Source organism: Pseudooceanicola pacificus (assembly GCF_009789075.1).
In the GTDB taxonomy this organism is placed as follows: Bacteria; Pseudomonadota; Alphaproteobacteria; order Rhodobacterales; family Rhodobacteraceae; genus Pseudooceanicola; species Pseudooceanicola pacificus.
Map to the genome: position 1 here is coordinate 73,955 of NZ_WNXQ01000004.1, position 12,137 is coordinate 86,091.

Genomic DNA, 12,137 nt, shown 5'->3' on the forward strand with positions numbered 1-12,137 from the left:
ATGACGGAGAGCGGACAAGATGCGGATCACACACAGACAGCTGGAAGCCTTCATCCAGTTCATGGAAACCGGCACGGTCACGGCGGCGGCAGAGCGGATGTTTGTGACCCAGCCCGCCATGAGCAAGATGCTGGCCGGGCTTGAAATCGACCTCGACCTGACGCTCTTTCACCGCGAGAAACGCCGCCTGATCCCGACGGACGAGGCGCGGCTGCTGTACAAGGAGGTGCGGCGGCTCTTTGCCTCGCTGGCCGACGTGGAACGCTTTGCCGAGGACCTGCGCACGTTCCGGACCGGTGAGTTGCGGATCATCACTGCCTCGACCATCGGGCTGACGCTGGTCGCGGATGCGCTGGCGGAGTTCTCGAAAGAGAACCCGGATGTCGACGTGCTCATGGACATGTCCTCCAACGTGGGCCCGGATGTGCTGGCCGCGAATGTGGACATCGGGTTTTCCGTCACCCAGTTGCAGCACCCGGCCCTGAAGATCGAACCGTTGTTGCATGCGAATTCGGTCTGCATCGTGTCAAAGGATCACCGTCTGGCCGGGCGCAGCCGCGTCGGGCCGAAGGATTTCGAGAACGAGGAGTTCATTTCCTTCACCCGTGACAGCCGCATGCGGCACATCACCGACGGCGTTTTCGAACAGTACAGGGTGATCCGGAAGATGCGGATCGAGGTTTTCGCTTCTGCCGAGGCCAACGCGCTCGTCTCGCGCGGGGTCGGCGTCGCGATTGTGGAACCGCTCGGCGTGCGGCAGCGGTTCTGGCCGGATGTGGTGGCCATTCCCTTCGATCCGGCGATCGAATTCACGTTTTCCGCCTTTCGACCCCGCGACCGCATCGCCTCGCCCCTGGCGAACCGGTTCATGCAAATGCTGCGTCGGCAGATCGTCGACATGCATGCGGGCACGTCCTATCTGCCCGACTGGATGGAGGTGCGGCTTCCCGGCCAGGCGCGGATCGCCGAGACGCAGAACAGATCCGGTTGAGCTAGGCGCCCCCTGCCCGCGCGGCGCGCAGTGCGGCATCGACATCTTCCACAGTCGTGTCGAAGGCGGTGACAAGACGTGCCCGCACCATGCCATCGCCGTCCGGACGCGCCGAATAGCGCACGCCGGCGGCCCTCATTGCGGCATCCACGGTCCGGCCGAATCGGGCGAAGACCATGTTCCCATCAACACGGTTGAGGACGGCGACCTCCGGGAGCGCGGCCAGACCCTCGGCCAGCCGCGTCGCGGTCGCATTGGCCCGCGCCGCCAGGCGCAGCCACAGCCCGTCGCCGAACATGGCCTCGATCTGGGCAGAGACGACGCGCGTCTTTGACAGCAGGTGACCGCCCCGCTTTCGCCGGTAGCCAAAGTCCCGCGCCAGTTGAGGATCGAAAAAGATCACCGCCTCTGCCCCCAGGCCGCCGTTCTTGGTCGCGCCAAGGGACAGGACGTCCACACCGGCGCGCCAGCTTGCATCTGCCGGGGTGCAACCGAGATAGGCAACGGCATTGGCAAATCGCGCCCCGTCCATATGCACGCGCAGGCCCGCCCAATGGGCAACTGCGCTGAGTGCGGCGACCTCTGCCGGCGAATAGGCCGCACCGAGTTCGCTGATCTGAGCGATGGAAAGTGCGGCGGGCTGGACCGCATGGACATCCCCCGCGCGGCCGCCGGTCAATGCCCGGTCCAGCGTCCCCGGATCGACCAGCCCGTCGGCATGATCCAAAAGACGCAGTGTCGCGCCGCCGGTAAAGAACCCCGGCGCGCCGCATTCGTCCACGTCCAGATGGGCCGATCGCGCGGCATAGACCGACCCCCAGGGCGGACAGATCGTTGCCAGCGCCAGCGCATTCGCCGCTGTGCCGGTCGCAACGAAAAAGACCTCTGCCTCGGGTGCCTCGAAGAGTTGGCGGATCACCTCGACCGCCCGGGCCGTGACCGCGTCATGGCCATAGCTCCGGTCCCGGCCCTTCTGCGCGGCGATCATGGCTGTCAGCACCTCGGGCGCGGCCCCGGCGCAATTGTCGGACATGAAATCCGGGGTCGGCGCTGTCACCGCTTGCCCGCCCGGGTGCGGTCCTCCTGCCCCAGCACCCGCGGCATCAGCGCCAGAAGCTCTGCCGTATAGGGATGCTGCGGCGCCTCGAACAGCTGCTCGGCGGGCGCAAGTTCGACCAGTTCGCCCGCTTTCATCACCCCGATCCGGTCGCACATCTGGCGGATCACGGGCAGGTCGTGGCTGATGAACAGAAGCGTCAGGCCCAGCTCGTCCTGAAGGTTCTTGAGCAGGTTGAGGATCTGCGCCTGGATCGACACGTCCAGAGCCGAGGTCGGTTCGTCACAGATCAGGAAGCGCGGGCGCGTGGCCAGGGCGCGCGCGATGGAGATCCGTTGACGCTGCCCGCCTGAGAACTCGTGCGGATAGCGGTTCGCCGCCTCGGCGCCGAGGCCGACATGATCCAGTAGGTCCGCGACAATGCCGTCCGCCTCGGCTTGGCCAGAGGCAAGGCGATGGTGGCGTATCGGTTCACTGACAATGTCGCTGACGCGCTTGCGACGATTCAGAGACGAAAAAGGATCCTGAAAGATCATCTGGATCTGCTGACGCATCGCGGGCGAGATCGGGCGCGCCTCCGGTCCCGCGATCTCTGTCCCGTCGTAGCGGATGCGCCCGTAGCTTGGATCGTAAAGCCCGGCGATCATCCGGGCCACGGTCGATTTCCCCGACCCGCTTTCCCCGACCAGGCCAAAGGTCTCCCCCCGCCGGATGTCGAAACTGACATCGCGCACGGCCGTGAAACTGCGCCGCCACGCGGGAATTATGGACCGGTTCTGAGCAAAACGCATGGTCAGGTGGTCGACCTGCACCAGCGCCTGGCCTGTCGTGTCGCCCGCGCCGGACCGACGGCCCAGCCAGTGCGTGCCAAGGTCGATGACCGTCCGGTCCGCGCGGTCCGCCCCGGCCTCGTGGTAATCGAGCTGGGGAAACCGGTCCAGCCGGACATCGGCGCGCGGCACCGCTCCCAGCAGGCTCTTGCTGTAGGCGTGGCCCGGATGGCCCAGCACATCACCCGTCCGTCCGGTTTCCACCACCCGGCCCCGGTACATGACCGCCACCCGGTCCGTGACTTCTGAGATGACGCCCATGTCATGGGTGATGAAGATCGCACCCAGGTTCCGGTCACGGCAGAGCCTGCGCAACAGCGAGAGGATCTGCGCCTGCACAGACACGTCGAGCGCCGTCGTCGGTTCGTCGCAGATCAGCAGGTCGGGATCGGCACAGAGCGCAAGGGTGATCACCACCCGCTGGCGCATCCCGCCAGAGAACTGGTGGGGGTATGCGTTCAGACGGCCCTCCGGGTCAGGAATGCCGACCTCTCGCAGCAGCTCGACCGCGCGGGTCATGGCCTGCGTATGGGACATGTCGCTGTGACGGCAGATGGTTTCGGCGATCTGGTCGCCGATGGTCAGCAGCGGGTTCAGGCTGGTCATCGGGTCCTGAAAGATCATGCCGATCCTTCGGCCTCTGATGCGGCGCATCTCCGGCTCGGACAGCTGGTCGATGCGCTGGCCGTCGAACCAGACTTCCCCGCCGGCAATGCGTCCGGGCGGTTCAAGCAGGCCAATGACGGCATTGCCGATGGTGGACTTTCCTGCGCCGGATTCCCCGACGACGCCAAGGATCTCTCCACGCTCCACGCTCAGGTCGATGCCGCGCACCGCCTCGACCGTACCCCGGCGGGTATCGAAGTGGATTTTCAGGTCTTTGAGGTCAAGAAGGCTCATCAGGTCATCCCAGTGTCGGGTTCAGCGCGTCGCGCATCCAGTCGCCCACGAGGTTCACCGTCAGGACGAGAAGGGCGAGGGCCACGCCCGGAAAGATCGTGATCCACCAGGCGCCGGAGAACAGGTAATTGGTGCCGTCGTTGATCAGCGTCCCGAGGGACGGCTGCGTCGCCGGAACACCCACGCCGAGGAAACTGAGCGTCGCCTCGGTCAGGATCGCGCCGGACAGGTTGAGCGTGGCGATGACGAGGATCGGGCCCATCACATTGGGCAGGATGTGCCGGAACATAATCGCCAGCTGGCCGATGCCGATCAGCCGGGCGGCCAGAACGTATTCTTGCCCCCGCTCCACCATTGTGGAGGCGCGCACGGCCCGCGCGAACTGCACCCAGTTGGACAGGCCGATCGACAGGATCAGGACCAGGATCGCCACCTTGTCCATCGTCGAAGGCGGCGCGACCGCGCGCAGGATTCCGTTGATCAGCAGCGCGACAAGGATCGTCGGCAGGGACAGCTGGACCTCGGCGATCCGCATGATGATCGCGTCGATCAGCCCGCCCCGGTAGCCGGCGATCAGTCCGAGCGTGACACCGATCAGAAGCGACAGGGCCACGCTGACGACGCCGATGAAGATGGACATGCGGCTGCCGTAGAGGATCGTCGACAGGATGCCGCGGCCGATGGCGTCGGTGCCCAGCAGGAATCGGGTGTCGCCCCCTTCCTCCCACGAGGGGGGAAGCATCGAGTCGAAGATGTCGATCGACCCCATGTCATAGGGATTGTGCGGCGCGACGAGGGATGCTCCGACCGAGGCGAGGATCATCAGCAGCGCCACCACGGCGGCGGCCACGGTCACCGGCGAGGACAGGAAGCTGATCGCCAGGTCGCTGTGCCGGATGCGATGCCAGCGCGACGGGACGGGCTTGGACAGGGTCTCAGGCATGGGCGGTCCCCTTCAGGGCGTTCGACCGCAGCCGGGGGTCGATCGCGTAATAGGCCAGATCGGTGATCAGGTTGATGACCACGAAGAAGAACGCGATCATGATGAGGTAGGCGGACATGACCGGGATATCGACCTGCTGGATCGCCTGCAGGAACAGCCGTCCCATGCCGGGCCACTGAAAGACGCTTTCGGTGATGATGGCGAAGGCGATGACATTGCCAAGCTGCAGGCCGATCACCGTGACCACCGGCATCAGCGTGTTCTTCAGCGCGTGGCGGAAATTGATGGCCTGGGTTCCCAGCCCCCGGGCGCGGGCGAACTTGATATAGTCGGTGCGCATCACATCCAGCATCTCGGCCCGAACCAGCCGCATGATCATCGTCGTCTGGAACAGGGCCAGCGTGATTGACGGCAGGATCAGCGACTGCAGGCCCGAGGTCGTAAGGAACCCGGTGCGCCAGAAGCCGCCCAGCACGGTCACCGTCTCGCCCCGTCCGAAGGACGGCAGCCAGCCAAGGATCACCGAGAAAAGGTAGATCAGCATGATTCCGATCAGGAAGGTGGGGATGGAGATCCCGACAAGCGACAACGCCATCAGCGCCCGCGCCCCGCGCCCGAACCGGTGGAGCCCGGTGTAGACGCCAAGGGGAATGCCGATCAGGATCGACAGCAGCACCGAAAGCCCGGCCAGTTCGAAGGTCGCTGGCAGGCGTTCGGCGATCAGCGCGCCGACGGGCCGCTTGTGGAAATAGGACACCCCGAAATCGCCGTGCACGGCGCCGCTGATGTAGCGCCAGAACTGCACGGTGACGGGATCATTCAGGCCCATGACCTCTCTCAGCCTCTCGATCTCGGCCTGCGAGGCATCCTCGGTGATCATCTGGCGGATCGGATCGCCGACAAAACCGAAGAGGGAAAAGGCAACCGCTGCCACGAGGAACATTACCAGTAGGGATTGGGCCAACCGGCCCGAGACATATCGGATCATGCCCGCCTCATTTGCCTGAAGGGGGCCGGAGCACCTGAGCGGCGCTCCGGCAGCGGGCGGCGCGGGAGGCGCGCCGCCGGACGGGGATCAGCGGGTGATCCTTGCCGTCTTGAATTCGAAGTCATCGTCGGGTCGCTGCACGACCTCGACACCCTTGCGCACACCCCAGACCACGGCCTGCTGATGCAGGGGAAGGTAGTAAACCTCGTCATGAACGATCTGATAGGCCTCCTCGATCAACGCATCCCGCTTGGCCTGATCCGTCTCGCTTTCCACCGCCGCGATGATTTCGTCGATCCGCGCGTTGGAGAAGTCGCCGTTGTTGATCCGGCCCCGGCCAGAGGCCTCGTCCCACGTGCCCATGAGGTTGAAGAGCACGGAGTAACTGTCGAGACCGCCGGGCGTCCAGCCCATCATGTACATCGCAAATTCCTGCACCGGGCGGCCGACGACCTTCCAGTATTGCGACACGTTCATCGTCCGCAGGTCCACATCGATCCCCACCCGCGCCAGCATCGACGTGACGGCCTGGCAGATGCGCTCATCGTTGACATAGCGGTTGTTGGGGCAGACCAGCGCGGTCTTGAAACCGTCGGGATAGCCCGCCTCGGCCAGCAGCTTGCGCGAGGCATCCGGGTCATAGGGATAGCGCTGCATCTTCCCCGCGGGCGCGAACAGCAGCGGAGAGATCAGCGTGGCCGCCGGTTCCGACAGCCCGTTCATGATTTTCTGCTGGATGCCGTCGATGTCGATGGCCTGATAGATCGCCTGCCGGACGCGCTTGTCCTTGAACGGGTTGCCCTCCGGCTCGGTCTGCAGGGCGTCGTCGCGCCGCTGGTCCATGCCCAGCATGATCGTCCGCAGCTCGGGCTGAATCAGCACCTCGGTATCGGCATTGTCCTGCAGCCGGGCGATATCCTGAAGCGGCACGGGGAACATCATGTCGATCTCGCCCGAAAGCAGCGCCGCGACGCGGGTCCCGTCCTGGGTGATCGGCAGATAGACCACGCGGTCGAGGTTATGCTCCACCTTGCCCCAGTAGCCGGCATAGGGTTCAAAGACGGTCCGCGTCTCGGGCACCCGCTCGACCACCCTGAAGGGACCGGTGCCGTTCGACTGCTGGCCCGCGTAGCTTTCGATGTTCTCGACCGAATTCGACGGGACGGTGGCGTTGTTCTCTTCGGACCATTCCTTGTCCATCATGTAGATGGAGGTCCACATCTGCGGCAGGATCGGATAGGGCACGTTGGTCACGAACTCGATCGTCAGATCGTCGATCTTGTTCATCTCCTTGATCATCGACACCCGGTCGCGCAGGAAGGAATACTTGTTTCCGACCCGCTGCATCGAGAAGATCACGTCATCCGCGTTGAAGCTGTTGCCGTTGTGGAAGGTCACGCCGTCGCGCAGTTTGAAACGCCATGTCGTCGGGTTCACCACCTCCCAGCTTTCGGCCAGGACGGGTTCAAGCTGCATGTCCTTGTCGCGCCCGACGAGGGGTTCATAGACGTTGCCGAGGATCGACAGCGGCAACGCCCCGGTCGTGCCGTGGGGATCGAGATTGGCGATGGCGGCCTGCGACGACCAGCGCAACACCTTCTCTTGCGCCGTGGCCTGTCCGGCGAGGGCGCAGACGGACAGGATCGCAAAGGCCGATGCTGCCAGCTGTTTCGTGAATTTCATTGGGTCCTCCCTTTTCATGCGCTCAGCTGTCTTGGCGCAGTTGATCCTCGACAAGGGCAGCGAAATAGGACGCCCCTATCGGCAGAATGTCGTCGTTGAAGTCGTAGGCGGGATGATGCAGGCCCGGGTCCTCGGCCGTCCGGCCCGCCCCGATGTGCACATACGCCCCCGGAAGGACGGCCAGCATGTCGGCGAAATCTTCTCCGCCCGCGGTTGGCGGCACGTTCCGCAGGATCTCGCTGTCACCCAGAACCGCGCTCAGCACGCGGTCGGCGGCGGCGGATTCCTCGACCCCGTTCACGGTCGGCGCGCAGCCCATCCGGTATTCAAGGTCGATCTTCACGCCATAGACCGACTCCATGCCTGTGCAAATCTCGTGGATACGCCTGCGAATGGTCTGGCGAACCGCTTCGCTGAACGTGCGGATCGTGGCGTGAAGCTCTGCCGTCGGCGGCACCACGTTCACCGCGGTCCCGGCATGAAACTGCGTCACGTTCACCAGCGCCGTCTCGACCGGGTCGATGTTCTTGGTGACCACATGCTGAAAGGCGGTGTGCAGCTGGACACCCACGGAAATCGGATCGTTGCCCGCATGGGGCCGCGCGCCATGCGTGCCCTTGCCGGTGATCACGATCTTCATGCCGTCGACCGCCGCCATCACCGCACCGGGCCGCACGGCGGCCTTGCCGAACGGAAGGGTCGGCGCATTGTGCAGGGCCCAGACGGTATCGCAGGGAAACGTGTCGAACAGCCCGTCCTTGATCATCCGCTTCGCACCGGATCCCTTTTCCTCTGCCGGCTGGAAGATGAAGACCACGGTGCCCGAGAAATTCCGCGTCTCGGCAAGGTACCGGGCCGCGCCCAACAGCATGGTGGTGTGCCCGTCGTGGCCGCAGGCATGCATGACGCCGTCGCGGGTCGACCTGTGCGGCAGGTCGGACAGCTCCTGCATCGGGAGCGCATCCATATCGGCGCGCAGCCCGATCGCGCCCGGGCCGTTGCCCTGCCGGAGAATGCCCACCACACCGGTGCCGCCATAGCCCCGGTGCACCTCGATCCCCCAGCTCTCAAGGCGCTCGGCCACGCGGGCCGATGTCCGCTCTTCCTCGTAGTTCAATTCCGGATGGGCATGAAAGTCACGGCGCCAATCCGTCATCTCGTTATGGAAGTCAGCTATCTGTGGTATGATCGACATGGGCCAGCCTGTGCTCCTCGCGGATGCTGCAATTAAGGTTACATCCGAGCGTAGCCTCCGGGAGTTGCGAGTAAAAATAGCGATTAGCGGGCAATCCATAACTGTAGCTCATGGACTTGCCCCGCACCCGTTGCGAGCGCGCTCATAACCGCAGGTTCTGATCTGATGACCCGGTTTCATTTGCCGCCGGCAGGGGGCCGGACACATGCTGCGGACATCATGAAGGATGCCCGCTGATGCCCTATGACAAGACGTCGATGCCAGACACGCCCCCGCCCGAAGGGACGACGATCATCCCCGACATTCCGTTTGGAGAACATGAGCGGCAGCAGCTGGATCTCTACCTGCCACCCTCGCCGATGCGGGGAGTCGTGGTCTATATCCACGGCGGCAGCTGGTTGAAACGCGACCGGAAGATCGTGCGCGCGTGGTACCTGATCGAGGCGGGTTATGCCGTGGCGAGCCTGGGCTACCGGCTGTCCCAGCACGCGCCTTTTCCGGCGCAGATCCAGGACGTGAACGCGGCGCTTGCGCTTCTGACGCGGATCGCACCGGCCCATGATCTGGATATGGAACGTCTCGCTCTGCTGGGCCTGTCGGCGGGCGGACACCTCGCCGCGCTGGCTGCGCTGGCGCGGAACGAGCGCGATTTTCATCCGCCCTGCGGTCTGAAGGTCCGCGCCGTTGTCGACTATTACGGGCCCTCGAACCTGATCACCCTCTGCGCCGGCGTCGAGACCGTACTGGACCGTCCGGTGACGCAGCTTCTTGGCCGCTCGGTCTTTGCCGATCCGGTGGCGGCTCTCAAGGCAAGCCCGGTCAGCTACTGTTCCTCCGACAGCCCCGCCTTCCTGCTGATCCACGGCGATGCGGACACCGTCGTACCGGTCACCGAAAGCTACAACCTCATGGGGCGGCTCATCTCGGCTGGCGCCACGGCGCAGATGATCCATGTCCCGGGCGGCGGTCACGCGACCCCGAACATGCACACGCCCGAGATCAACGACCAGATCGTCGCCTTCATCGACCACCACCTTGCCGACTGACGGGCCCCGCTGATGCGGGGCCCGTTCCGTCATCCCGCCGTCTGATCGGCATCCTCGGCGGTCAGCCAGCGCTGCGCGATCCGGTCCCAGGATCCGGCACGCGGATCGGCCCCTTCGGGCAGGATGTCCTTCTTGCGGATCTTGTTGGACACCGTGCGCGGGAATTCATCGAGATAGGCGATGAAGCGCGGCGTCTTGAACCTGGCCAGCCGCGACGCGCAGTGCTCGATCACGGCCTCCGGCGGGACGTCTTCGGGCCGCGTCCCCTCCGTCAGGACGAGGTAGACCTTCACCTCCTGCCCGCGCATCGGATCCGGGACGCCGACCGCCGCGCTTTCCATGACGCCCGGCATGGCGTTCATCACGGCCTCGACCTCCTGCGCCGCGATGTTCTCTCCCGACCGCCGGATCATGTCCTTGATGCGCCCGACGATCTGGTAGAACCCGTCCGCATCCTGCCGGAACAGATCCCCGGTCCGGAACCAGCGCCCGGAAAACCCCTCTGCATTCGCGTCCGGGCGCTTGTAGTAGCCCCAGAGCAGGCCACGACCCGCAACCCAGAGCTCGCCGATCTCGCCCTGTGCGACATCCTTCCCGTCCTCGCCGACGATGCGCGTCTCGCGAAAAGCAGAGGGCAGCCCGCAGACCCGCTGATAGGCCTTTTCCCCGGCCTCTTCAGGCACCATCAGGCCACCCCCGATCTCGGTCATGCCGAAGCTTTCGCGGGCGATACAGCCGAAACGCCGTTCCACCTCGCGCCGTGCCTCCTCGCGCCAGCCGAAGATCGACACGAAGCGCAGGCTCAGCGCCTTGTCCTTCGGACCCTCGGGCCAGGCCTTGAGCACGGGTTCGGGGAAGATGCAGTAGTGGATCTCTTCCTCCACCAGATAGTCATAGGCCCGGCTGATGCTGATCCGGGGCGCGATCTTGGCCGTGCCGCCCAAACGCATGGCCATCAGGAACTGCCATTGCGGGTCCATGTAGTAGAAGGGCGCCCAGATCAGCACATTGCGGACATGGCCCGACGCTCCGCGCCAATGCGCGGCGAGCGAGCCGAGCAGCACCCAGTAGTCATGGCTCAGCATGCAGCCCTTGGGAAAGCCGGTGGTGCCCGAGGTATATTGCAGGTTCAGCATGTCGGTGCGCGAGACCTCGGACGGGGCCACGAAATCCGGATCGCCGGCGGCCAGCAGCGCCTCCCAGCTCTGGCCCGCCTCCCGCGTGCCGCCATGCACGATGATGCGCGAGGGGGAGAGCAGCGGCGGCAGCGTCTCCATCCCCTCAAGCGAGGGCAGCGCGCCCGCGTCGATCACGACGAACTGGGCATCTGCGTCGGTCAGCACAAAGGTCAGTTCCTGCTGCGTATAGCCGATGTTGACCGGGATCATCACCGCACCGATCCGCCCGAGCGCGGCCCAGGTCAGCGGAAAGGCCGGGACGTTCGGCAGCATCACCGCGACATGCGTGCCCTTGCGGATCCCCTGCCGAAGGAGGGCAGAGGCCAGCCTGCGCGTGGCATCCGCGAAGGCGGCATAGGTCATCGTCTCCCCGCTCTCCAGCCATTTGGCCAGGATCGCCTCGCCATGCTCCGCCGCCGCCCGGTCGATGAAATCGCCCAGTGTTTCGGGATAGGTCTCGGCCTCTGCCGCCGCGCGGCGGTCGCGCATCGCGGCGCGGCCGTAGTCTTCGCTTGTCATGGAGGTCTCTTTTCAGGTTTTGGCCAGCGGCAGGGACTGGTGTTCGCCCCGCGCCATCAGCGCGGCCCGTTGCAGCCGGTAGAGATGCGCGGTCAGGTTCAGCGCCTCGGCCCGCGGCAGGTCCATCGCCTTCTTGGTCACCTCCATCTCGACCCGCACCGAAATCGGCGGCAGGGCGGCGATGCGGTCGGCCATCGCGCGGGCGCGTGCCATCAGCTCCTCCGGCGCGACGATCTCGTTGTAAAGGTCGTGTTTCAGCGCGTCTTCCGCCGGCATCCGTTCTCCCAGAAGGACCATCTTCATCGCGACGGCGGGCGGCACCTGCTTGGCAAGCTGGGTCGACCCCCCTGCCCCGGCCATGCCGTATTCGATTTCGGGCAGGCCGATGAAGGCGCCGGGCGTGGCCACCCGGATGTCGGTGAGATTGAGCATGTAGATCACCCCCATCCCGACCGCCGGACCGTTGATCGCCCCGATGATCGGCTTGTACCGCTCCATCGTCCGCAGCTCTCGTTCCCAGCCCGGGCGCAGATGGGCCTCTTCCTCGGTCGAGGGGAAGAAATGCGCCGACATGGCCTTGCCCTGATCCTGATGCCCGTGCGGGTTCTTGATGTCGTCCCCCGCACAGAAGGCCTTGTCCCCCGCGCCGGTGAGGATACCGACATGCAGGGACCGGTCGGCGCAGAAATCCGAAACGGCGTCGTAAAGCTCCTTGTGCATTTCCGGCGTTAAGGCGTTCACCTTGCCGTTTTCGATGGTGAAGGTCGCGACGGCTCCGTCTTTTTCGTATCTGATACCCATTGGGTC

The 12,137-nt window shown here is 65.1% G+C and carries 10 protein-coding genes; 2 read left to right on the forward strand and 8 right to left on the reverse strand.

Annotation, left to right across the window (positions count from 1 at the left end):
- Positions 1-19 precede the first annotated feature (19 nt).
- Positions 20-991 carry a LysR substrate-binding domain-containing protein gene (locus GLS40_RS08455; RefSeq protein ID WP_160382328.1) on the forward strand — a complete coding sequence of 324 codons (972 nt, stop codon included), beginning with the start codon at positions 20-22 and terminating at the stop codon, positions 989-991.
- A 1-nt stretch (position 992) separates the two neighbouring features.
- Here the strand turns inward: GLS40_RS08455 and GLS40_RS08460 are convergent, their stop codons facing one another.
- From GLS40_RS08460 to GLS40_RS08485, 6 genes are all read right to left on the reverse strand, one after another.
- Positions 993-2,048 (reverse strand): threonine aldolase family protein, encoded by a 1,056-nt coding sequence (locus GLS40_RS08460; RefSeq protein WP_328598887.1) that lies wholly within the window; start codon positions 2,046-2,048, stop codon positions 993-995.
- The gene (locus tag GLS40_RS08465; protein WP_160382329.1) at positions 2,045-3,778 is read right to left on the reverse strand and encodes a dipeptide ABC transporter ATP-binding protein; all 1,734 of its coding nucleotides are present in this window, start codon (positions 3,776-3,778) and stop codon (positions 2,045-2,047) included. The genes GLS40_RS08460 and GLS40_RS08465 overlap by 4 nt, the downstream gene beginning before the upstream one ends.
- Before the next feature lie 4 nt (positions 3,779-3,782).
- A complete protein-coding gene (locus GLS40_RS08470; protein ID WP_160382330.1) occupies positions 3,783-4,721 on the reverse strand; it encodes an ABC transporter permease in 939 nt (312 codons plus the stop codon).
- Entirely contained in the window at positions 4,714-5,709 is a 996-nt protein-coding gene (locus tag GLS40_RS08475; protein WP_160382331.1) for an ABC transporter permease, read from the reverse strand. The genes GLS40_RS08470 and GLS40_RS08475 overlap by 8 nt, the downstream gene beginning before the upstream one ends.
- Positions 5,710-5,796: 87 nt before the next feature.
- The gene (locus GLS40_RS08480; RefSeq protein WP_160382332.1) at positions 5,797-7,392 is read right to left on the reverse strand and encodes an ABC transporter substrate-binding protein; all 1,596 of its coding nucleotides are present in this window, start codon (positions 7,390-7,392) and stop codon (positions 5,797-5,799) included.
- 22 nt (positions 7,393-7,414) lie between these two features.
- The gene (locus GLS40_RS08485) at positions 7,415-8,587 is read right to left on the reverse strand and encodes a M20 aminoacylase family protein (RefSeq protein ID WP_160382333.1); all 1,173 of its coding nucleotides are present in this window, start codon (positions 8,585-8,587) and stop codon (positions 7,415-7,417) included.
- Positions 8,588-8,823: 236 nt separating this feature from the next.
- On the opposite strand from GLS40_RS08485, the gene GLS40_RS08490 reads away from it, so the two are divergent.
- A complete protein-coding gene (locus GLS40_RS08490; protein WP_160382334.1) occupies positions 8,824-9,633 on the forward strand; it encodes an alpha/beta hydrolase in 810 nt (269 codons plus the stop codon).
- Between the two features lie 29 nt (positions 9,634-9,662).
- On the opposite strand, the gene GLS40_RS08495 is transcribed toward GLS40_RS08490, so the two are convergent.
- Together GLS40_RS08495 and GLS40_RS08500 are read right to left on the reverse strand one after the other, a co-directional pair.
- Positions 9,663-11,330 carry a class I adenylate-forming enzyme family protein gene (locus tag GLS40_RS08495; protein WP_160382335.1) on the reverse strand — a complete coding sequence of 556 codons (1,668 nt, stop codon included), beginning with the start codon at positions 11,328-11,330 and terminating at the stop codon, positions 9,663-9,665.
- A 12-nt stretch (positions 11,331-11,342) separates the two neighbouring features.
- Positions 11,343-12,131 (reverse strand): enoyl-CoA hydratase/isomerase family protein, encoded by a 789-nt coding sequence (locus GLS40_RS08500; RefSeq protein WP_160382336.1) that lies wholly within the window; start codon positions 12,129-12,131, stop codon positions 11,343-11,345.
- Between the last annotated feature and the right edge of the window lie 6 nt (positions 12,132-12,137).